We start from the raw sequence: 21,541 nt of genomic DNA on the forward strand, positions 1-21,541 counted from the left end.
CGAATTACGGCCGCATCCCTGTGACCGCACAGGACCCGCGAGTGGCCGTAGTCTCGCTTTCAGGGCGTGTTCCACGGACGCCGCCCCTCGCGAGCGGCAGGCCGGCGCCCGGCCGGACATGTCCGCGGAGCGCGCACCCCGGGCGGATCGCACAGCCGACGGACCGCCCCCATCCGAGCCAGGAGACCGACCGTGCCTCACGACACCGTGCCTCCGTCGACGAAGGGCGCCGCCTTCTTCGACGTGGACAACACCCTCATGCGGGGCGCGTCCATCTACCACTTCGCCCGTGGACTGGCCTCGCGCGATCTGTTCACCACCCGCGACCTCCTGCGCTTCGCGTGGGGGCAGACGGTCTTCCGGGTCACCGGGAGCGAGCAGCCCGAGCACATCGACGCCGCCCGCGAGGCCGCGCTGGCGTTCGTCGCGGGCCACGGGGTGAGCGACCTCGTCACCCTGTGCGAGGAGATCTACGACGACACCATGGCGGACCGCATCTGGGAGGGCACCCGGGCGCTGGTCCGGGAGCACCAGGACGCCGGGCGGCCGGTCTGGCTGGTGACGGCCACGCCCGTGGAACTGGCGCAGATCATCCGGCGCCGCCTCGGCCTGACCGGCGCGCTGGGCACGGAGGCGGAGAGCCTGGACGGCGTGTACACCGGGCGGCTCAACGGCGACCTGCTGCACGGCCCCGCCAAGGCGGTGGCCGTACGCGCGCTCGCGCGCCGTGAGGGGTGGGACCTGGACTCGTGCTCGGCCTACAGCGACTCGTCCAACGACCTGCCGCTGCTGTCCCTCGTGGGGGACCCGCACGCGGTCAACCCGGACGGCGACCTGCGCCGGTACGCGCGCACGCACGGATGGCCCGTGCACGACTTCAGACGGCACCGCAGGGCGTTGAAGGTGGCCGTGCCGGCCGCCATGGCGGGGGCCGTGGCCGGAGCGGTGGCGATGCGGGCGATCAGGCAGCGCCGGACGGCTGGAGCGCTCTGAGCGGGCCGCGAGAGCGACGCGGGCGGTCGAGGGCGACGAGGGGGCGGCAAGGGGCGTAGCGGCGCGCTCCGAGCGCGAGGGGGCCGTCGGGGCCGCCTGCCGGGGCTCCGACGCACGTCGGCGGCGGGATCGAGCGGTGAGGGGGCCTCAGCGGCCCAGCGTGGCCCTGGCCAGCGCGAGGACGTGGACGGGCCGGAGTCCGGCGCCCCGCGTGGGGACGGCGTGGGCGCGGCTGCCGACGAAGGTCTCGAACGCCTGCGGGGAACTGTAGGCGGGGGTCCAGTCCAGCGCCTGCTCCAGCGGCGCGGTGTCCATCCCGGTGGCGAGGCGGGCGGCGCTCACGGCGCGGGCGTTGCTCGAACTGGCGTAGTCGATACGGCCGTGCCTGGCCATGCTCCGCAGGACCTTCAGGCCCCGGGCGGGCACCGGCAGCCGTTGGCCGCCGACCCGGCGCAGGCAGTCCGACAGGGGCACGGAATCGGCGCCGGCGACGTCGAAGCGCCCCGTCCGGTCGCTGAGGGCCATGCGGACCAGGGCCTCGGCCGCGTCGTCCTCGTGCACGAAGCGCACGTGGGGGTCGCTGCCGAGCACGGTGGGCACGAAGCGCGCGCCGAGGTAACGGGTCAGAGGGGTGTCGACCGAGGGGCCGATGAGGTTGGCCAGGCGCAGGACCGCCACGGACACGTCCGGGCGGCGGCGCTGGAGGCCGAGGGTGTCGCGCTCGACCTCGGCGGCGTCGTCGGCGTCCAGACTGGCGCTGGAGCGGACCACGACCCGCTGGACGTGCGGCGAGCGCTGGGCCGCCGAGAGCACCCGCATGGTGCCCATGAGCGTGTCCTCGCGGTGCGGGCCGCGCGCGGTGTCCAGGCCCAGGTGCAGGATGAGATCGGCCCCGGAGTCGGCGACGATCTGCCCGAGGCTCTCGTCGTGCAGGCCGACGTGCACGTACTCGATGCCGCCCTGCCCGCCGTCGGCGGACGCCCGCGGCGCGGACACCGCGCGCGGCGGCGGGGCGGAGTCGGCTCCGATGACCCGGCGCACCCCGGGCTCCGCGCTCAGGGCCTGAGCGACCCTGGCGGCGAGCGGATTGGAGACACCGGTGACGAGGACGACACGAGTCATGCGACACGTTCCTTGGGAAGACGGCAAGTCAGGTCCGGGCGGCCCGCGGACCGTTCACCCTGAGGGTGAACCGGCGGCCGCGACCCGTGAGACACAACGGCGCCTCACCCAGAAAATTCCATAGCGGTGGCAAACGCCACGCAAGGAGGAAGGTGTCTCCGCGTCGGGGACGAGCCCTGGGGCACGCCCACGCCCGCGGAGAGACGACATTCGCCGCGACCGGTCCTACTTCTTGTTGCGACGCGCCACACGCGTGCGCTTGAGCAGCTTGCGGTGCTTCTTCTTCGCCATCCGCTTGCGACGCTTCTTGATGACGGAACCCATGGGATCACCTTCTCGCTGACGATGCGTACGGACATGCCGAACCGCTGGCGGTGTGCACCGGCAGGGGTTCGGATGCGCTGCTGGGGTCGCCGGGCACCGGCGCGTACGGAGCACGCGCGGGTGCCGGGCGATCCGGGGCGGACCCCGGGGAGGCCGACGCTGGAAACGCACGCCTACCGCACCCGAAGGCCCAGCTTACCGCGACGGGTGTGCGGTCCGGGTCACGCCCCGGGGACGGACGGCCCGTCGCCGTACAGTGCGGCGGCCGGTTCGGCGTAGCTGACGCTGGCCAGGCGGTGATCGGCGAAGGTCAGTGACGTCACACTCGCCAGATTGCACTCGCGCCGGTCGGGCCGGTGCCACAGGCGCCTGGCCTCGGCCGCGCGGCGGGCCGTCCAGATGGGCAGCTGGTGGCTGACACAGACCGCTTCACGGCCCCAGGCGGCCTTGCGGGCGACCTTGATGACCGACACCATCCGCGCGAGGATCTCGGCGTAGGGCTCGCCCCAGGACGGCAGAAACGGGTTGTACAGCCGCCTGAGCACCCGCGGATCGCGCATCGAGCGCGCCGAGAGGGACATCCCCTGGAACCTGTTGTCCGCCTCGATGAGGCGTTCGTCCAGCGTCACCGGAAGGTCCAGCATCTTCTGCAGCGGGATCGCGGTCTGCTGGGTGCGGTCCAGCGGCGAGGAGTACAGGGCTGCGACGTCGTGCCCCTCGAACCACTCGGCGGCCGACTCGGCCATGCGCTGGCCGCGGTCGCTGAGGTGGTAGTCGGGAAGTCTGCCGTACAGGACCTTGTCCGGGTTGTACACCTCTCCGTGCCTGAGCAGGTGCACGACGGTGGTCGTGGTCATCGTGGTCGTCCTCGTCTCGGTGTCGGGTCCGGTCAGCCCTGCGCCCCGGCGGCCGCCCGGGCCGCCCGCGGCAGGGCCGAGATCACCTGGTCGATGGCCGCGTCGTCGTGCGCCGCGGAGAAGAACCACGCCTCGAAGGCGGCGGGCGGCAGGTACACGCCCTGGTCGAGCATGGCGTGGAAGAACGCCGAGAAGACCGCCGTGTCGGTGGTGCGCGCGCTGTCGAAGTCGGTCACCTCCTGGTCGGTGAAGAACACCGTGAAGAGGTTGCCGCCGCCCTGCACCCGGTGGACCACCCCGGCGGCGCTGAGCGCCTTGGAGACCTCGGCCTCGACCTGCGCGGAGACGCGGTCGATGTGGGCGTAGACCTCGGGGGTGGCGCCGCGCAGGGTGGCGAGTCCGGCCGCCGTGGCCAGCGGGTTCCCGGAGAGGGTGCCGGCCTGGTAGACGGGGCCGTTCGGCGCGAGGCGGTCCATGATCTCGGCCCGGCCGCCGAACGCGGCCGCGGGCAGGCCGCCGCCCATGACCTTGCCGAAGGTCGTGAGGTCGGCGGCGACCTCCTCCAGGCCGAACCAGCCGGAGGCGGAGACACGGAAGCCGGTGAGGACCTCGTCGAGGATCAGCAGGGCGCCATTGGCGTGCGCGATCTCCTTGAGGCGGGCGTTGAACCCGGCCTTGGGCGGGACGACGCCCATGTTGGCGGGGCAGGCCTCGGCGATGACGCAGGCGATGTCGTCGCCGTGCTCGGCGAAGGCCCGCTCGACGGCTTCCAGGTCGTTGTAGGGGAGCACGAGGGTGTCGGCGGCGCTGGCGCCGGTCACACCCGGGGAGTCGGGCAGCGCGAAGGTGGCCAGGCCGGATCCGGCGGCGGCCAGGAGGGCGTCGACGTGGCCGTGGTAGTTGCCCGCGAACTTGATGATCTTGCTGCGCCCGGTGTAGCCGCGGGCGAGGCGGATCGCGGACATGGTCGCCTCGGTGCCGGAGTTGACCAGGCGGACCTTCTCCACGGGGGTGCGCGCGACGATCAGCTCGGCCAGTTCGACCTCGCCCCGCGTCGGAGCGCCGTAGGAGGTCCCGGCGTCGACGGCGTGGTGGAGGGCGGACACGACCGTAGGCGCGGCGTGGCCCAGGATCAGCGGCCCCCAGGAGCAGACGAGGTCGACGTAGCGGCGTCCCTCGGTGTCGGTGAGGTAGGGGCCCTCACCCTTGGCGAAGAAGGGCGGGGTGCCGCCGACGGCGCCGAAGGCGCGCACGGGCGAGTTCACGCCACCGGGGACGACGGCGGTCGCCCGCTCGAAGAGCTCTGCGGAAGTCTGTTGAGTACCCACGTCACCAGTGTGTCAGCTGTGCCCGCCGACCTGACCGTGACCCGCCCCGCACCGGCGCCTCCGCCAGGGCCCTGAGCAGCGGGTCAGTCACGGAGGATGACGTGGACGAGCCGGTGGACCCCGGTGCTGGGGTCCGCGCCCTCGGGCAGACGGGCTGCTCGTTCGCAGGCGTCCTTGAGCCCGTGGGCGAAGTCCTTGAAGTGGGTACCGCCCTTGTCCCACCCGGGAAGAAGCCTTGTGAGGATCTTCTCCGCTTTGGCGCCGGACTCGATGGCGGCACGGTGGTCCACGAGGTGAAGGATAAGCCAGGACTCGAAGGTCGGAGTGGAGGGAGCCGCCTCGACCCCATCACGCTCGGCGGCACGGACGAGTCCGGTCACGTCCTGGCCGTCGGTGTCGAAGACGGCCCAGACCTCCGTGTACTCGTCACGGGCGGCCTGGGATGCGCTCCTGACGACGATCTCGCTCTGGGGATGCTTGGACTTGCGTACGTGCACGGTGTGCAGCCGGACGTCCGGGTGCCGCTTCATGGTGTCGAAGTAGCGCTTCTCGGTCTCCCCCTCGCAGACGACCAGGTAGACACGCTGTTCCTCCCGATGTGGACGACGGCGCCGAAGGTCCGTCTCCTTCTCACGCTTGCGACGCTTGCTCACCGGGTTGCTTCCTCCGGTTCCTGCTCCCTTCGGCGGAGGGCGTCGCGGAACAACTCGTCGTCCACGTCCGGAACAGCCCCGTAGCGGCCCGTCAGGTAGCGCCGGGCGCGGTTGTCGTCCGCTCGCGGTTTGAAGTCGCTCAGCGGATAGAGCGAGGTGCTGCCTTCGCCGTCCTTGGCCACGAACCAGATGTGATCGCGTTTGAGGACTTCTTCGCCCCGGACACGCCCGAGGAGGGCCGCGTCATGGCTCGTGAAGATCAGTTGCGCACCCTGGGGATTGCGCTCCTCGTCCTGGAACAGGGCGATGATCCGCGCGGAGAGGTAGGGGTGCAGACTGGCGTCGATCTCGTCCACGACGAGCACTCCCCCGGATTCCAGGACGCGCTGCGCCTCGAAGCCGACGGCGGCGAGCGCCCGGGTACCGAGGGACTCCTCGCCCCACGTGAGCGGCCGGGCCACCCCCTCGCCCTCGTGGTGGAACAAGAGCGTGGGGGATCGCTTTTCCCACGCAAGGCTCAGACTTCGCGCGAAAGCGTGGGTCTTTCCAGAACCGGGTGACAGGTGCACCAGCATGTTTCGTGCACCAGCATGCGTCGGGTCCTGTTGATCAGTCACCGCGTGGTGCCCCCCAACGACATACGCGGGAGCGTCGTCGAGCTCCGCCAGCTCCACCTCCCGGATCCCTGTGTCAGCGGATCTCAGCAGGTCTCCCAGAGCGTGTACGTGTTCCGTGGAAACCGAGCCGTGGCGCAACCACCTCGGCTGCTCCGGGCGCCGATCCTCCGCGAACAGCAGTTCGTCCGAGAACCACCGGTGGACCGGCAGTACCACCTCCTGCTCGGCCTGAGCCGCGACTGAGAGGAGGAGGACGTTGCGTGCCGTGATCCCCACGACCTGTCGGAGTTCGGCGGGTGTGCCGTCACCGAAGGTGAACGCCTCGTCGTCTCGCTCGAACACCACTCGCTTCCGCTGCTTCGGGTAGCTGTACAGCCACTCCTCCGCCACGTGGTCGTCATCGACGGAAAAGCCGTAGGTGTGGCGCACGCCCTCGGTCACGAGGTCGACGACGAAGGTCGACGGCTCCTCACGAGAGCGGGGATCCAGCTCGAACGGGTGCCTCGGTACGCCTTTGCCGGGTTCGTTCATACGGAAGGACCACAGTGCGGTGGCCCGCATGAACGAGAGCGCGTCGAGGACGTTCGACTTGCCGGAGGCGTTGGCACCGAAGACCCCGGCGACGGTCGTCGCCTTCCAGTCGGCGTCCGCGGGGCGGGAGTCCTCATAGACCGGTGTGAGAAGGAGTTGCTGTTCGTCGCGAATGGACTTGTGGTTCTCGACGCGGAAACTCAGCAGCATCTCGACCCTCTCCCCCGGAAATCGGCGCCCTGGCCGCTATCTGTGTGGAAAATCCGAACGTCCTCAGCATGCCACGCGCGCGTGGCCGGGAACAGGTATGCCCCGCCGCCGGGGGTCGGAGGCGGGGCACACGGCGCGGGGCCGGGTCAGGCGGGGGTGGGGGTGCGCTCGTCGTCGGAGGCTGCGCCGGGGCGGTCGGCCCGGGCGGAGCGGACGAGGGGGCGCAGGCGTTCGACGGCGGCGAGGCGGCCGACGAGCAGGGTGAGCGGCCGGGCCATGGCGAGCGAGACCAGGGTGGCGACCAGGGCGCCGACCAGGAGGCCGACGGTGACGTCGTGCGGGTAGTGGACGCCGACGACGACCCGGGAGAAGGCCTCCAGCACGGCGAAGACCGCGATGACGACGGCGATGCGGCGCCAGACGAGGATCAGGGCCGCGGCGGAGGCGCCCGCGATGGCGGCGTGGTTGCTGGGGAAGGACCAGTCGCCGGCGGGCGGGCAGACGGCCGCGGTGACCAGGTCGGTCATCGCCTGGCAGGGGCGTTGTTGGGCCACGGCCTCCTTGATGGTGCGGCTGACGAGATAGGCGGCGACCGTGGCGACGGGGGCGAAGAGCGCCAGGCCGACCGTGCGCGCGTCGATGGAGCGGGCGCGCCACCACGAGGCCAGGAACAGCACGGCGAAGACGCCGAGCAGGAGCTCGGTGCCCAGGTCGAACGCGTGCCGCCACGCGGGGTCGAGTTCGGCGACCGCGCCGACCACCGCGCGCGACCAGGCGGAACTGACGTGGAGGATCTCCGTGATCATCTCTCTCCAGGGCGATCGGGAGAAGTCACACGACAGGGGGATGGTCGGACAACGCACGGATGTCCGACAGGTGACAGAACTCCCGGGGATTCGTGAACGAGAAGTTCCTCATCCTGCCACCCGATGGGGACCGCCGGAGCCGCGAAAGCGTCCGTACCGACGAAGGAGACGCGCCGCCCCGACGAAGGAATGCGGGGTGACCGGTCAGTAGTTTGGGGGCGACCACCCGTCATCGCACCCATCGGAGCTGTCATGGCCACGACCTTCACCACGGCGGACCTCATCGACGACCACGGCGACACGCTGCGCAGCTGCTCCACGCAGTTCCGGCAGCTCGGTGGCCGCCCCCGGTTCCACGGGCCGATCCGGACCGTCAAGTGCCACGAGGACAACGGCCTGGTCAAGAAGGTCCTCAACACCCCCGGCGAGGGCGCCGTCCTGGTCGTGGACGGCGGCGGCTCCCTGCGCAGCGCGCTCATGGGCGACATGATCGCCGACTCCGCCGTGGCGGGCGGGTGGGCGGGCGTGGTCATCCACGGCGCCGTGCGCGACACCGTCGCCCTGGCCGGGCTCGACCTGGGCGTCAAGGCCCTGGGCGCCAACCCCCGCAAGTCCGTCAAGGACGGCGCCGGGCTGGTGGACGTGCCAGTGACCTTCGGCGACGTCGCCTTCGTGCCCGGCGAGTGGCTCTACAGCGACGAGGACGGCATCGTGGTCAACGCCACGCGGATCTGACCCGGGTCCCCGGCGCGGGGCCGCCGCCGCGCGGCCCCGCCCGAAGCGGCGGGCCCTGACGGCGGCCTGGGGCAGGCTCTCACCGACCGCTCCGGTCCCCGAGCTTCCAGCTCTGGTCGCCGATCAGGGGGACCACGCATCCCAGGAGGATCGCGGGGACGAGCAGGCCGACCAGGGGCGTGGCGTAGACCGCTTCGGGAAGCAGCCAACCGGCCACCGCGACCAACGCGCCGACCGCGACGACCGCCGCGCCCACGGGGCGGCGGGCCCGGTCCCACCAGCGGCCGAGCATGTGGTCCTTCCGGGCCGGCGTGCGCATGAGCCCCACCAGCAGCCCGAATCCGGCCAGGAATCCCGCCGTGAGCAGGATGAGGAGCCGTTCCAGGGGCAGGAACAGCGCACGGTCCGCCTCCACGTGCAGCAGGACCGTGTGCATGGCCAGCAGGAACACGGCGATGAGCACCAGGAAGGCGTTCACCACCGCCCGGCCGGCCCGGCCCGACCACTGCCGGGGCAGGCCCAGGCTCCGGTCGAGCACCGGGCCGAGCAGCAGTCCGAGGGACACGCAGCCGACCATCATCACGGTCACCCCCGGCACCGCCAGCGCCATCACCAGGCGCGGGGGCCGCGACGTGTCCCCGCCGAACGCGGCGCTCCCGGAGGCCTGCGCCGGCAGGTCCGACCACAGGACCGCCGACACCACCAGCATCAGCAGCACCGCCAGTGCCGTGAGGAAGACCCCCGTCCGGGGGAAGGGGGCCCCGCCTCCGCCATCGCGACCGCTCACCGTCACATCTCGCACCGTTCCTCCTCAGGGTCCGTCCGCCACCGTCACCGGAAATCTACGGAGCGAAGCGGGGGCGGCACATCGACCCGCGGGCATGGGCCGGTCACGTCTGCGCCGGGCGGGGCGGCATGCCGGAGGTCATGGTGCGAACGTGCCATCCGCACATCCGCGGGCTCCCCTGGACCGCCCCCCGTCCGGATACGCTCGGGCCATGAGGTCGCCCACGCCCCTCCCCGACCTGTCCTCCTGGGTGGAACTTCGCGAGCACCGCCCGCCCCGTGCCCTCGACCTGCTGTTCTGGGGCACGGGCGTGACCACCGGCCTGACCATGGGCCTGGCGATCGCCGTCGAGGGCCGTGAGGCGTTCCGGGAGATGGACCCGCTGCTGAGCGGGTTCGTCCTCTCCAGCGCGGTGGGCCTGGTCCTCGTCCTCGCGCTGTGGCCGTTCCTGGCCTGGTCCCCCGCCGCCCCGTGGCCGCGCAGGGCCGCCAGCGCGCTCTTCCTCGTCATCTCCCTGAACGTGGTGTTCTTCGGCAACTCCACGGTCTTCCTTCTGGTCTGCGCGGCCGCCATGAACGCGGTGGCCGTGTTCGGGCTCGCCGGACTCCTCGGCTACGCCACCCTGCTGTCCGGTTCGGCCCTCGTCGTCACCCTGGCGCTGCCCGGGGACCCGCTGTCGGTCAGCCTGACCTACGCGGCCGGCCTGCTGTTCCTGGCGTTCCTGTCGGGTGTGGCCTTCATCGGCCTCGTGGTCTCCGCCCAGCGGTCCGAGCGCACGCGTGAGCTGCTCGCCGAACTGGAGGCGGCCCACGCCGACCTGCGCCGACACGCGGACCGGGTCAGGGAGCTGACGGTGGCCGAGGAGCGGGCGCGGATGTCCAGGGAGATGCACGACAGCACCGGGCACTACCTCACCGCCCTCACGATGACCCTCTCCAACGCCCTGCGCTTTCGGACCTCCCGCCCCGACGCGGCCTGGGACGAGGTGGAACAGGCCCGGGAACTGGCCGGGGAGGCCCTCACCGACACCCGGCGCTGGGTGCGTGCCCTGCGCCCGCTGCGCCTGGAGGGGCGTGCGGGAGCGTCGGCGATGCGCGCGATGGCGGAGTCCTTCCAGGGCGGCGGCGTGCGCATCGACTTCACCGACTCCGGGGACTGGCCGCGCGACCTCGCCCCGGAAGCCGAACTGGTCTGCTACCGGGCGCTCCAGGAGGGGCTGACCAACGCGATGCGCCACTCCGGCGGGGACCGGGTCGAGGTAGCGGTGACGGCCTCGGCCGAGGAGGTGACCGTCACCGTGACCGACAACGGCGGGGGCGCCGACACCGACGCCCTCGCGTCGGGCTTCGGTCTGCGCGGACTGCGCGAGCGGGTCAGGGCGGTGCGGGGCTCGGTGACCGCGGGCGAGCGCGCCGGCGGCGGTTTCCGGCTCAGCGTGCGGGTCCCCGTGGCGCGGCGGCCCGCGGGGCTGACGGCGGGAGGGGTGGCGTGAGACCGGTGTCGGTCCTGGTCGTGGACGACCAGATCCTCTTGCGGCAGGGGCTGCGCAAGCTGCTGGAGATCGAGGAGGGCGTGGAGGTCGTCGGCGACGCGGCCGACGGGATCGAGGCCCTGGAGTTCCTGGCCGCCGCACCGCCCCCGGACGTGGCGCTGGTGGACGCGCGCATGCCGCGCATGGACGGGATCGAGCTCATCGCCCGCATGCGCATGGAGCACCCCGCTGTGGCCGCGGTCGTCCTCACCACCTTCGACGACGACGAACTCGTCTTCGGCGGCCTGCGTGCGGGAGCCCGCGGCTACCTGCTCAAGGACGTCCCGCCCGACGAACTGGTGTCGGCCATCCGCCGGGCGGCCCGCGGGGAGACCGTCCTCGGCGGCGCGGCGGCCGACCTCCTGGTGGCCGCGCTGGATCCTCCGGCCGCGCCCGCTCCCCCGCGCTCCGACTCGCCGCTGTCCGAACGCGAGGCCGAGGTGGCGCGGCTCGTCGGGACCGGCGCCACCAACCGGGAGATCGCCCGCGCCCTGTTCATCACCGAGGGCACCGCCAAGAACCACGTCACCAGCATCCTGCGCAAGCTCGGCCTGCGGGACCGCACCGCCCTGGCCCTGTGGGTCGGCGGACACGGAACCGCCTAGGGCGGCACGGCCCAGGTCCGCGCGGCCCGGAACCCGCCGCCCACGAACACTGGGCCGATACGTGTCCGCCGTGCTAGCCTCCAGAAAAAAGCACGATCGTTCGTGCTATTAAAGGAGTGGTGAACACGTCTTCCCTCGACACGCGCTCCCTGGACCTGCGTGACCTCGACCGGCGCGCCCTGGAGGCCGCCCGAGGGCCGATCGCCCAGGTCGGCCCCGCGCACCTCACCCGGCCCACCCCCTGCGCGCACTGGAACCTGGGCGACCTGCTGCGACACCTGGTGAACGAGAACCGGGGCTTCGCCGCGGCGGCCGCGGGCCTGCGGGTGGCACGCTCCCTATGGGACGGCGGCGAGCTCGGCGCCGACCCGCACCGCGCCTACCAGGAGTCCGCGGCCGAGGTCACCGCCGCGTTCGCCGTGGAGGACATCGACGAGCGGCCCGTCGAGATCCGCGAGTTCGGGGTGCGGTCCGGCCGATCCGCCATGGCCATGCACTTCCTCGACTGCCTCGTGCACGGGTGGGACGTCGCCGTGTCCCTCGGGGTCCCCTACGACCCCGACGAGGAGTCGGTGGCCGCCGCGCTGCTGATCGCCTCCCGGTGGGCGGACGTCCCGGGTCTGCGCGGGCCCGGCGCGCCGTTCGCCGCCCTCGTCCCGGTCTCCGACGAGGCCGACGGCTTCGCACGGCTGCTGGGTCTGGTCGGCCGCACACCGACGTGGACACCGCCGTGCTGAGGAGCGCGTGGACGCCGGGGCCGGCGGCCGACGTCACCGGCCCCGTCCTGTTGGCGGTCACCGCCTTCCACGCCGACAGGTGGTACGACCTGCCCGGCATCCACCGATCCGGGCGGGCGCTGGGCCGGGCCTGGCCCCGGTTGGGCGGCGCGGTCGGGATGTGGCTGTGGACCGAGCCGCGGCGACGCGCGTGCGGCTCGGTGTCGGTGTGGCGGAACGAGCCGGCGCTGCGGGGATTCGTGGCGTCGCCGGACCACGTCACGATCATGCTGCGCTACCGCGGCCGGGGTCGGTTGACCTCCAGCGCCTGGTGGACGGACCAGGGTCGGCCCGCGGACCTCTGGGCCCAGGCCCGGCCGTACCTGCCGGACGGGGAGGGCCCCAGGTGAGACCGCCCCGCACGGACCCACCGAGCGCCCGCCGGGCGCGAGGGCCCCGGGCACCCACCGGACGCGGACTCCGGGCATCAGGGGCCGCGCGTCAGCGCAGGGGGTGGCGCCGGTAGGTCGGGGCGGGCGGCCCGAAGGCCAGCCCGTTCTCGTCCAGGGCGTTCAGGACGGTCAGCCCGCCCCGGGGGAACCGGAAGTGGACGTCGACGGTCCCCAGGTCCGGGTCCCTCGATCTGCGGACCGGGCGCCGGCCGGCCCATGTCAGGAGTTCGACGTCCTGGAGGAGCTGACCCTGGAGCGCGTGCGCCTCGGATCTCTCGTCGCGGCGCCACCGCAGGTCGAAACCGTCCCATCGGACGGGCCCGCGCGGGTCGATGGAATTCCAGGTGATCGAGAGGTCGTCGAGCCTGGAGTGGTTGAGCTCCACCTGTTCGCCGTCGAAGTCGAGCAGGACGGGGCAGTCGCAGAACCACTCGTCGTCCTGGAGGTCCCAGACCAGCCGGACCCCGCTCAAGGGTCGGCCGACGAGCGACCGCAGCCGCGGGCCCTGGGCCGCCGTGACGGCGGCCCGGCCGTTCAGCCACCGGGGCCGGTAGCCCTCCAGCCCGAAGTCGAACACGCGAAGCCCCTGGCCCTCCTCGTTCCGGCCCTCGGCCGGCTCCGAGCACCCTCGATCAGCCGCGGTCGGGGAACTCCTCGCTGGCGTCGGAGAGGATGTCCAGCACCGCGATGGGGTCGGGCAGCGGAACGCCCGCGCCGTCCTCGTCGCGCGGCGCCCGGATCCAGGTGACGCGGCCGCCGGAGGGCAGCACCGAGGGCGCGCCGGGCACGAAGCTGTCCCGGCAGTGCCACCGCAGGCCCGGGGTCGCCTCCACGGACTCCGGGACGGTGTCCAGGTGGCAGGACCACCACTCGTCCTCGTCCACCGGGGACCGGGTCGCCACGAAGAACAGGTAGCGGGAGGCCTCCACCGCCGCCACCGGACCGGCGGGGACGCCCGAGCGGCCCATCCGCGCCAGCGCCATCACCCCGGCCTCGCGGGGTACGTCGAAGACGTCGAAGACCCGGCCGGTCGGCAGGATCACGTTCGCGTCGGGGGTCGCGGTCCACCAGCCGCGGATCCGCTCGGGGTCGGTGCTGGCCTCCACACCCCACGCCATCGTCACCGGGTGCGCCGCCGGGTCCGGACAGCCCATCCGGTCGCAGGTACACGCCCGGTCCTGGCCGGGCGCGGCGCCCCGCACCACCGGCCACCCCAGCCGCGCGTAGCGCAGCGCTGACTCCAGCATGCTGTCCGCCGCATGCCGTCGCTTACGTCGGTACAGGACGTCGGCCATGGAACCCCCGGTGGTGATGTGTAGATCCAGGCGCGGCCGACGTCTCCTGACCCCCCGCCCGGCGACCGCGACCGGGGCGAAGGGCCTGGTCGTACTACCTCAGCAGGCGGGCCGCCTCGGTCGCCCAGTAGGTGAGGACCTGCTCCGCCCCCGCCCTGCGGTAGCTGGTGAGGGTCTCCACGATCGCGCGCTCCCGGTCCAGCCAGCCCTTCTCGGCCGCCGCCTCGATCATCGCGTACTCCCCGCTGACCTGATAGGCCGACACGGGAACCGGCGAGGCCTCGGCGACCTTGGCGACGATGTCGAGGTAGGCCAGGCCCGGCTTGACCATCACCATGTCGGCTCCCTCGGCCACGTCCAGCGCGACCTCGCGCAGCGCCTCGCGGGCGTTGGCCGGGTCCTGCTGGTAGCCGGAGCGGTCACCGAACTGCGGCGCGCCCTCGGCGGCCTCCCGGAAGGGCCCGTAGAACACCGACGCGTACTTGGCCGCGTAGGCCAGGATGGGCACCTGGGTGAACCCGGCGCCGTCCAGCCCGCGGCGGATCGCCGCGACCTGGCCGTCCATCATGCCGCTGGGCGCCACCACGGCCGCGCCCGCCTCCGCCTGGGCCGCCGCGATGGCCGCGTACCGCTCCAGGGTGAGGTCGTTGTCCACGTGCCCGCCGGTCTCCAGCGGCCCGCAGTGGCCGTGCGAGGTGTACTCGCACAGGCACAGGTCGGCCATGACCACCATCTCGTCCCCGACGTCCGCGGCCAGGTCGCGCAGCGCCACCTGCACGACGCCGTTCGGGTCGTCGGCCCCGGATCCGCGCTCGTCCTTGTGCTCGGGGATCCCGAACAGCATCACGCCGCCCACGCCCGCCTGGGCCGCCTCCTGGGCTGCCTTGCGCAGGCTGTCGCGGGTGTGCTGCACCTGGCCGGGCATCGAGGAGATCGGCACCGGTTCGGTGAGGCCCTCCTTGACGAACATCGGCAGGACGAGGTTCTCCGGCCGCACCCGGGTCTCGGCGACCAGGCGACGCAGGGGCGCCCCGCGGCGCAGGCGGCGCGGCCGGGCGGCGGGGAAGGCGGCGTCGGAGGCGGTCAATTCGGGCTCCTCATGGCTGTGGACGAACGGGTGCTACCTCGCCGGAGGCGTCGGTCGAGGGCGGGCGGGTGGTGCTGCGCCGGAGGCGTCGGTCAAGGGTGGCGGCGGGTGGGACGTCAGACCTTGCGGCGACGGCCCCGGCGCTTCTGGCTCGGCTTGAGGACGGGCTTGCCGGCCTCGACGGCCTCACGGCGCTTGGCGGCACCGTACTCCGAAAGCGCCTCCGCCAGGGCCGAAACCGACGGCTTGGACGCCACGACGTCGACGCGCAGGCCGAACTCGATCGCGGTCTTCTCGGTCTCGGGGCCGATGACCGCGATGGCGGTGGTGTTGTGCGGCTTGCCCGCGATCCCCACCAGGTTGCGCACCGTGGAGGACGACGTGAACAGCACCGCATCGAAACCACCTCCCTTGATGGCCTCTCGGACAGGCGCGGGCGGGGGCGCCGCGCGGACCGTGCGGTAGGCGGTGACGTCGTCGACCTCCCACCCCCGTTCGTCCAGTCCGGCCGCCAGGGTCTCCGTGGCGATGTCGGCGCGCGGGAGCAGCACGCGCTCGATGGGGTCGATCTCGGCGTCGTAGGGCGGCCACACCGACACCAGGCCCGCACTGGACTGGGCGTCCTCCGGCGGCTCCAGGTCGGGCTGGATGCCGAAGTCCCGTACGGCCCTGGCCGTGGCCTCGCCGACGACGGCGACCTTGACCCCGGCGAAGGCGCGCGCGTCCAGGCCGTAGGACTCCAGGCGCTCCCGGATGGCCCGGACCGCGTTGGTGGAGGTGAAGGCGACCCACTGGTAGCGGCCGGTGACCAGGCCGCGGACGGCGCGCTCCATCTGCTGCGGGGTGCGCGGCGGCTCCACGGAGATGGTGGGCACCTCCTCGGGCACCGCGCCGTAGCCGCGCAGCTGGTCGGACAGGGCGGCGGCCTGCTCCTTGGTCCGGGGCACGAGCACGCGCCAGCCGAACAGCGGGCGGGTCTCGTACCAGGACAGCTCGGGCTGGCGCCCCACCGGCGCCCCGACGACCATCAGGGCCGGGGCGGTCACGTGGTGGCCCTTGGCGTCCTTGGACTTGAGCTCGGCGACCAGCCGGGACAGCGTCGAGGTGACCGTCGTCTGACGGGTGGTACCGCCGGCGCGCACGACCGCGACGGGGGTGGCCGGCGGGCGGCCGCCGGCGATGAGGGTCTTGCACATGACGTCGAAGCCGGGACCCTGGTGACCGGGCTCCTCGCCGGGGGGCGCGTCCGCGCCCAGGATCACCAGCGCGGCGTCGCTGGCCGCCGCCTCGTGCCAGTCGACCTCGGTGTCGCCGTGCGGGCGGGCGTTGAGCAGGCGCACCTCGGGGCCATCGCCCAGCAGCGGGATGCCGGCGAAGGTCGGCACGGCGGTGACCGAGGAGACGCCCGGGGCGACCTCGACCTCCACGCCCGCCTCACGGCAGGCGGCCACCAGGTCGGCGCCGCGGCAGCCGAAGAACGGGTCGCCGGAGTACAGGCGCACCACCCTGCGGCCCTCACGGGCCCGGGTGACGGCCAGCGTGTTGATGTCGCCGCCGCACTCGGCGGCCTCGATCACGGACACGTCCTCGGCGCAGTGCTCCAGGAGTTCGGTACGGAAGCCGGCCAGCTCCTCGGCCGCGGGTTCGCGGAGGGTGATGACCACGTCGGCGCGGCGCAGCAGCTCGGCGCCGCGCAGCGTGAGCAGGTCGGCGCCGCCGGGGCCGGTGCCGACCAGGGCGACGTGCCCGGGGCGCGGGGCGGGGCGCGACTCCTCCGGACGGGGGATGGCGTTGGCGTTCACGTACTGGCTCCTCGGGTGTGGGTCGCCTGTGCCCCGGTGTGCGGGCCCGGGGCGGTGACGGCTGGGCGGCGGCGGCCACGTCGGCGCCCCGCCCGTCTGGTTCTAGGGTGTGTCCCTTGGACACCGCCCGTCGTGAGCGGCGGTCCAGTGGTGGCCTCGCGAGGCCGAAGAGGGAGTCAGGGTGGGTCTCCTGTCGACTGATGAGAACGAAGCGAGGGCGCCGCTGGGGCGTCGCGCAACAGGGCGAGTGTTCACGGGACGCACCCTAGGGTGTGTCCCTTTCGGCGAAGGCCGCGGCGACGATGCGGTCGGCGCCCTCGCCGATCATCTCGCGGGCCAGCTCCCGGCCGAGCGCGACGGCCGCGTCCAGGTCGTGGTCGGAGGCGAGGTCGGCGGTGCGCTCGCCCCGGACGGCGGCGGTGCCGTCGGTGGCGACCACGGCGGCGCGCAGGCGCAGCCGGCCGTCGGCGTACTCGGCGAAGGCGCCGACGGGCGCGGCGCAGCCGCCCTCCAGGACGGACAGCACGGTGCGCTCGGCGACGACGGAGGCGCGGGTGGGCGCGTGGTCGACGGCGGCCAGGTAGCCCAGGTCGTCGTCGCGCCGCTTGACCGTGCACTCCACGGCCAGGGCGCCCTGGCCCGGGGCGGGCAGCATGCGATCGACGTCGAACACGTCGGTGACGGCGTCCCTGCGGCCCACCCGGCCGAGTCCGGCGTAGGCGAGGACGACGGCGTCCAGTTCACCGGAGGTCACCTTGCCCAGGCGGGTCTCGGCGTTGCCGCGGATGGACACGTAGACCAGGTCGGGGCGCAGGGCGGCGAGCTGGGCGACGCGGCGCGGGGAGCCCGTGCCGATCCTCGCCCCGGCGGGCAGCTCGTCGAACGTGAGTCCGTCGCGGGCGCACAGGGCGTCGCGGGGGTCGTCGCGCTCGGGGATGGCGGCCAGGACGAGGCCGTCGGCGGGGACGGTCGGCAGGTCCTTGAGGGAGTGGACGGCGAAGTCGATCGTGCCGGCCACGAGTTCGTCGCGCAGGGCGTTGACGAACACGCCGGTCCCGCCGAGCTGGGTCAGGTGGGCCTTCGTGACGTCGCCGAAGCTCGTGATGAGCTCCAGTTCGATCGGGTGCCCGGTGCGCTCGGTGATCGCGTCGGCGACCATCCGGGACTGGGTGGTGGCCATGGTGCTGCGGCGGGTGCCGAGCCTGGCCGGTGTGCCGCCGGCGGGATTCGCGGTCATCAGATGCTATGGGGCGTTGCTCCGGCTCTATGCCGGGGAGGCAACCCCTGCCTCCTTCCGTGTGGTGTAAGCGTAGCCGTCCGCGCGTTGTAGCAAGTGAACGTGGCGGTGGTGGATGCCCTGCACTGTGCCGTAGGCGGTGCGCACGTTGAACTTGCCACTGCCCTTGGCAAGCAGCTTGCGTGCCCTGGCCGGCGACGTGGGCTGCAACGGGTGGCCGTGTTTGTCAATGACGAACACCATTGGTTGTCCCTCGCGGGACGAGTGGCCCTCACGGGCCTTCTCCCCGACCTCAGGGTCGGGGGTGACGCGCTCGACACCAGGTGAAGCATCGAGCGTCTCCCCTCGCACATGTTCCACGCCGGGTACCGCATCGCGGTCCACGCGCCCCGTTTCGTCCCTGTTCCCGGGGATGTCTGCTGACGCGAATTCCAGAGCAGGCCGCTGAGGAAGCACGGTCTGGTGGGTCTTCTGCCCTACGTGAAACGTAGCCATCTGGTCACCTCCTTGTCGGTGATGGCTAGTGCTGGTAACGGCGCTCCCCCAGCCACGCGGGCTGAGAGCTCCCTCCTTCAGGAGGGGGAACCCGTTACACCTGCTCCTGAGCGGCCTCGGCCGCGGTGGTGGGACGCGCGGTCGAGGACAGGGCCTCCGGCGTCTTGGGATCGAGGTCGAAGAGTTCGCGCAGGGCGGCCTCGTAGGCCTCGCCGTCGGGCGCGGCGGCCAGTTCCTTGACCCGCACCGTGGGACGGTGCAGGAGCTTGTCGGCCACGCGGCGCATCGCCCGGGTGATCTCCTCGCGGGCGCGGTCGTCGAGGTCGGCGGGCAGGCGGCCGTGCAGCCGGGACAGCTCGGACTCGACGACGCCCCGGGCCTGGGCGCGCAGGGCGACGACGGTGGGGGTGACCTCGTTCGCGCGGCGGACCGTGCGGAACTCGGCGACCTCCTCGTCGACGATCTCGCGGACCACGGTCAGGGCGCCGGAGCGGCCGGACTCGCGGTCGCGGGTGGCGGCGGTGGCCTGCCGCAGGTCCTCGATGTCGACCAGGGACACGTGCGGGAGGTCGCGCACCGCGGGGTCGATGTCGTGGGGCAGGGCGAGGTCGAGGAAGACCAGGGGCGTGGTGCGCCCGGTGTCGGCCGCGGCCACGGCGTCGGCGGTCAGGACCAGGCCCTGGGCGCCGGTGCAGGAGATGACGAGGTCGACCTCGGGCAGGACGCCGGCGGCGTCGGGGAAGGGTACGGCGCGCGAGCCGACCGTGTCGTAGGCCTCGGTCAGGCACTCGGCCAGGCGGGCGGCGCGCTCCATCGTGCGGTTGGCGACGACGACGGTCCGCGCGCCCTGGCGGGCCACGGTGTTGGCGGACAGGGCGCTCATCGAGCCGGCGCCCAGGACGAGGACGCGCAGTCCGGACAGCGGTCCGGCGGCGGCCTCGCCGGAGCCGTCGGCGGCCGTGCTCCGCGCGGACGGGGCCTCGGCGCCGGACATGGGGCAGGCGGCGGGCGGGACCGCGCCGGCCACCGGCGTGGTCTGGCCGACCGTGGGGGCGGGTCCGGCGGTGTCCGGTCTGGGCCGCAGGTGCGCCAGGGCGTGCTCCAGGCCGAAGCTGACCATGTCGGCGCCCGCGTGGTCCAGGTGGGTCTCGGTGTGGGCGCGCTTGCCCACCCGCAGGGCGCGCTGGCCGAGGTCGTTGAGGACGCGGCCGACGGTGCCGGCCTCCTGGCCGAGCTTGAGGGCGTCGCGGACCTGGCCGAGGATCTGGCCCTCGCCGACGACCATCGAGTCCAGGCCGCAGGTGACGGAGAACAGGTGCTGGACCGCCTGGTCCTCGTAGTGCACGTAGAGGTGGTCGGACAGCTCGCCGAGGGCGACGCCGGTGTGCCACGACAGGAGTTCGGTGATGGCCGCGACGCCCCCGTGGAAGGCGGAGACGTCGGCGTAGACCTCGGTCCGGTTGCAGGTGGAGACGACCATCGCCTCGTTGACGGCCTCGGAGGCGACCATCTCGCCGACCGCCCTGGTCCGGGTCTCACCGTTCAGAGCGACGCGCTCGAGCAGCGCCACCGGCGAACTCCGGTGGCTCAACCCCACGGCCAGGACACTCATCCGCATTCTCCTACGCAGGCACCACAGCGCCCCCATGACGCTGCGTCTCTATGCTCGGGCACGGTCCCCGTCGCGGCGGGGCGGCCCCCGCTTGCTCCGGCTCGCGCGCCTCGCGCCGCCCGGGCCCCGTCGCCTGGGTGCGTCGTTCTCACGTCAGTTCCAGCCCTGCCGGGTCCACGCCCCGTCCGCTGCCGCCGTCCGCCCTGCGCTGGGCGTGGAAGGCGAGGATCTGGAGTTCGATGGACAAGTCGACCTTACGCACATCGACCCCGTCCGGCACATTCAGCACGACCGGCGCGAAGTTGAGGATGCTGGTCACCCCCGCCTCGACGAACCGGCTCGCCACGCCCTGCGCGGAGGCCGCCGGTGTGGCGATGACGCCGATGGAAACGCCCATCGAACGGACAACGTCCTCCAGGTTGTCAATATGCCTGACGTCGAGCGACGCCACGGTCCTGCCGACCACGGACGGGTCGGCGTCGAGCAGGGCCGCTATACGGAACCCGCGCGTGCCGAACCCCCCGTAGTTGGCGAGAGCGCGGCCCAGGTTGCCGATGCCGACGATGGCGACGGACCAGTCCTGGGTGAGACCAAGCTCACGCGAGATCTGGTACACGAGGTACTCGACTTCGTAGCCGACCCCTCGCGTGCCGTAGGAGCCGAGGTGGGAGAGATCCTTGCGGAGCTTGGCGGAGTTCACACCGGCGATCGAGGCGAGGTGCTCCGAGGAGACCGTGAGGGTGCCACGGTCCTGGAGTGCCTGCAGGGCGCGCAGGTAGACCGGGAGCCGGGCGACGGTGGCCTCGGGGATTCCCCTCTCCCGGGGCCGGGGTGGGCGGCGTGTCACAGGCGGGCGCTCCTGGGGGGAGATCGAATCGAACGGGCCCGGACTGCGCGGCACACCGTGGGGGCCGGTGACGCCGCGCCTCCCGGTCACTCATAGATTACGTGCTTGTGAAAGCGCGCACAAAGTGGGGTCGCTTGTGACGTGGGGACCAAAAATTCTCACCAATGGCATCCGAAACCACAATCCGGAAACATGACTTCACATCATCCGGATGAGGGACAGAACGCACATCCGTGCCGTGTTCTCCGCGCCGCCTCCGCGTACGTGGTCAGACCCCCAGGGCCGCGCGCAACCGCGCCTCGCCCACCCGCCAGAAGTCGTGCTGGCGCCCGTCGACGAAGGTCACGGGGATCTTGTCCCAGTACTCCTCCCGGTCGGCAGCGTCCACCCCGTTCAGGTCGACCTCGGCCCGACTGATCCCGAGCTGGTCGGTCACCCGCTCCACCACGGTCCACGCGTCCGCGCACAGGTGGCAGCCGGGCTTGCCCAGCATCACCACGCGCGCCCGCCCCGCCCACTCGGGGGTTTCACTCATGTTTCCTCCCGGTTCCCATCACTTGTCGGGGCCCTCACCCGCCGGCGAACGGCGGTAGGACCTCGATCACAGTCCCATCGGCCACCGCGACCTCACCGTGCGGCCTCTTGCCGACCGGCCGCTCGTCCACCAGAAGCGACGAAGCCCCGAGTACCCGCAGGAATCGGTCGTCGGGATGAAGGAGACACGCGGCGTCCAGGGCCGCTCCGAGGGTGTCGGCATCGACCTGGTCCTCGGCGGTTCCCGCCGCTTCCTTGGCCGCTGCCCAGTACCTGATAGTGCACTTCGCCATCTATTGATTATCCTTGGTGTTGCTCGGAGGCGACGTATTAAACACATCTTCACCGGGGGCAAAGGCGCCTTC

General features: G+C 72.6%; 24 protein-coding genes. 6 read left to right on the top strand and 18 right to left on the bottom strand.

Features of this window, described 5'->3' with window-relative positions; translation table 11 throughout:
* Positions 1-192: 192 nt before the first annotated feature.
* The gene (locus tag DFP74_RS08435; protein WP_121181177.1) at positions 193-993 is read left to right on the top strand and encodes an HAD family phosphatase; all 801 of its coding nucleotides are present in this window, start codon (positions 193-195) and stop codon (positions 991-993) included.
* A 147-nt stretch (positions 994-1,140) separates the two neighbouring features.
* Here the strand turns inward: DFP74_RS08435 and DFP74_RS08440 are convergent, their stop codons facing one another.
* The 7 genes from DFP74_RS08440 to DFP74_RS08470 all read right to left on the bottom strand — a co-directional run bounded on the left by DFP74_RS08440 (position 1,141) and on the right by DFP74_RS08470 (position 7,441).
* Positions 1,141-2,115: an NAD-dependent epimerase/dehydratase family protein gene (locus DFP74_RS08440; RefSeq protein WP_121181178.1), complete on the bottom strand. Its 975-nt coding sequence runs from the start codon at positions 2,113-2,115 to the stop codon at positions 1,141-1,143.
* 225 nt (positions 2,116-2,340) lie between these two features.
* Entirely contained in the window at positions 2,341-2,439 is a 99-nt protein-coding gene (locus tag DFP74_RS08445; RefSeq protein ID WP_013155353.1) for a 30S ribosomal protein bS22, read from the bottom strand.
* 221 nt (positions 2,440-2,660) lie between these two features.
* Complete coding sequence (locus DFP74_RS08450) at positions 2,661-3,296, bottom strand: histidine phosphatase family protein (protein WP_121181179.1); 636 nt, start codon at positions 3,294-3,296, stop codon at positions 2,661-2,663.
* Between the two features lie 32 nt (positions 3,297-3,328).
* The gene (gene hemL / locus DFP74_RS08455; protein WP_121181180.1) at positions 3,329-4,624 is read right to left on the bottom strand and encodes a glutamate-1-semialdehyde 2,1-aminomutase; all 1,296 of its coding nucleotides are present in this window, start codon (positions 4,622-4,624) and stop codon (positions 3,329-3,331) included.
* Between the two features lie 83 nt (positions 4,625-4,707).
* Positions 4,708-5,277, bottom strand: a complete 570-nt coding sequence (locus tag DFP74_RS08460; protein ID WP_121181181.1) for an RloB family protein — start codon at positions 5,275-5,277, stop codon at positions 4,708-4,710.
* Positions 5,274-6,635 (bottom strand): ATP/GTP-binding protein, encoded by a 1,362-nt coding sequence (locus tag DFP74_RS08465; RefSeq protein ID WP_121181182.1) that lies wholly within the window; start codon positions 6,633-6,635, stop codon positions 5,274-5,276. The genes DFP74_RS08460 and DFP74_RS08465 overlap by 4 nt, the downstream gene beginning before the upstream one ends.
* A 146-nt stretch (positions 6,636-6,781) precedes the next feature.
* Positions 6,782-7,441: a phosphatase PAP2 family protein gene (locus DFP74_RS08470; protein WP_121181183.1), complete on the bottom strand. Its 660-nt coding sequence runs from the start codon at positions 7,439-7,441 to the stop codon at positions 6,782-6,784.
* Positions 7,442-7,693: 252 nt separating this feature from the next.
* Here DFP74_RS08470 and rraA point away from each other — a divergent pair, with 252 nt between their 5' ends.
* Entirely contained in the window at positions 7,694-8,176 is a 483-nt protein-coding gene (gene rraA, locus DFP74_RS08475; protein WP_121181184.1) for a ribonuclease E activity regulator RraA, read from the top strand.
* Between the two features lie 79 nt (positions 8,177-8,255).
* Here the strand turns inward: rraA and DFP74_RS08480 are convergent, their stop codons facing one another.
* A complete protein-coding gene (locus tag DFP74_RS08480) occupies positions 8,256-8,978 on the bottom strand; it encodes a hypothetical protein (RefSeq protein WP_147453840.1) in 723 nt (240 codons plus the stop codon).
* Between the two features lie 196 nt (positions 8,979-9,174).
* On the opposite strand from DFP74_RS08480, the gene DFP74_RS08485 reads away from it, so the two are divergent.
* The 4 genes from DFP74_RS08485 (at position 9,175) to DFP74_RS08500 (ending at position 12,225) form a co-directional block, all read left to right on the top strand.
* Entirely contained in the window at positions 9,175-10,455 is a 1,281-nt protein-coding gene (locus tag DFP74_RS08485) for a sensor histidine kinase (RefSeq protein ID WP_121181186.1), read from the top strand.
* On the top strand, positions 10,452-11,099 hold the full coding sequence (locus tag DFP74_RS08490) for a response regulator transcription factor (RefSeq protein WP_121181187.1): 648 nt from the start codon (positions 10,452-10,454) through the stop codon (positions 11,097-11,099). The genes DFP74_RS08485 and DFP74_RS08490 overlap by 4 nt, the downstream gene beginning before the upstream one ends.
* A 119-nt stretch (positions 11,100-11,218) precedes the next feature.
* Positions 11,219-11,836, top strand: coding sequence for a TIGR03086 family metal-binding protein (locus tag DFP74_RS08495; RefSeq protein WP_199725552.1), 618 nt, complete (start codon positions 11,219-11,221; stop codon positions 11,834-11,836).
* The gene (locus DFP74_RS08500; RefSeq protein WP_199725553.1) at positions 11,830-12,225 is read left to right on the top strand and encodes a hypothetical protein; all 396 of its coding nucleotides are present in this window, start codon (positions 11,830-11,832) and stop codon (positions 12,223-12,225) included. Before DFP74_RS08495 ends, DFP74_RS08500 begins: the two co-directional genes overlap by 7 nt.
* Positions 12,226-12,316: 91 nt before the next feature.
* On the opposite strand, the gene DFP74_RS08505 is transcribed toward DFP74_RS08500, so the two are convergent.
* The 10 genes from DFP74_RS08505 to DFP74_RS08550 all read right to left on the bottom strand — a co-directional run bounded on the left by DFP74_RS08505 (position 12,317) and on the right by DFP74_RS08550 (position 21,469).
* Entirely contained in the window at positions 12,317-12,844 is a 528-nt protein-coding gene (locus tag DFP74_RS08505; protein ID WP_121181188.1) for a hypothetical protein, read from the bottom strand.
* Positions 12,845-12,899: 55 nt separating this feature from the next.
* The gene (locus DFP74_RS08510) at positions 12,900-13,514 is read right to left on the bottom strand and encodes a bifunctional DNA primase/polymerase (protein WP_199725873.1); all 615 of its coding nucleotides are present in this window, start codon (positions 13,512-13,514) and stop codon (positions 12,900-12,902) included.
* A 142-nt stretch (positions 13,515-13,656) separates the two neighbouring features.
* Complete coding sequence (gene hemB, locus DFP74_RS08515; protein WP_121181190.1) at positions 13,657-14,649, bottom strand: porphobilinogen synthase; 993 nt, start codon at positions 14,647-14,649, stop codon at positions 13,657-13,659.
* 116 nt (positions 14,650-14,765) lie between these two features.
* The gene (locus DFP74_RS08520; protein ID WP_121181191.1) at positions 14,766-16,451 is read right to left on the bottom strand and encodes a uroporphyrinogen-III synthase; all 1,686 of its coding nucleotides are present in this window, start codon (positions 16,449-16,451) and stop codon (positions 14,766-14,768) included.
* A 265-nt stretch (positions 16,452-16,716) separates the two neighbouring features.
* Positions 16,717-17,688 carry a hydroxymethylbilane synthase gene (hemC, locus tag DFP74_RS08525; RefSeq protein ID WP_121181192.1) on the bottom strand — a complete coding sequence of 324 codons (972 nt, stop codon included), beginning with the start codon at positions 17,686-17,688 and terminating at the stop codon, positions 16,717-16,719.
* A gap of 27 nt (positions 17,689-17,715) precedes the next feature.
* Complete coding sequence (locus DFP74_RS08530; RefSeq protein WP_121181193.1) at positions 17,716-18,183, bottom strand: RRXRR domain-containing protein; 468 nt, start codon at positions 18,181-18,183, stop codon at positions 17,716-17,718.
* 94 nt (positions 18,184-18,277) lie between these two features.
* Complete coding sequence (locus tag DFP74_RS08535; protein ID WP_121181194.1) at positions 18,278-19,795, bottom strand: glutamyl-tRNA reductase; 1,518 nt, start codon at positions 19,793-19,795, stop codon at positions 18,278-18,280.
* Positions 19,796-19,943: 148 nt separating this feature from the next.
* Complete coding sequence (locus DFP74_RS08540; protein ID WP_121181195.1) at positions 19,944-20,642, bottom strand: redox-sensing transcriptional repressor Rex; 699 nt, start codon at positions 20,640-20,642, stop codon at positions 19,944-19,946.
* Between the two features lie 268 nt (positions 20,643-20,910).
* Complete coding sequence (locus DFP74_RS08545; protein WP_121181196.1) at positions 20,911-21,177, bottom strand: glutaredoxin family protein; 267 nt, start codon at positions 21,175-21,177, stop codon at positions 20,911-20,913.
* Positions 21,178-21,211: 34 nt separating this feature from the next.
* The gene (locus DFP74_RS08550) at positions 21,212-21,469 is read right to left on the bottom strand and encodes a MoaD/ThiS family protein (RefSeq protein ID WP_121181197.1); all 258 of its coding nucleotides are present in this window, start codon (positions 21,467-21,469) and stop codon (positions 21,212-21,214) included.
* Positions 21,470-21,541: the final 72 nt, after the last annotated feature.

The sequence above is a fragment of the Nocardiopsis sp. Huas11 genome (assembly GCF_003634495.1).
Classification (GTDB): Bacteria; Actinomycetota; Actinomycetes; order Streptosporangiales; family Streptosporangiaceae; genus Nocardiopsis.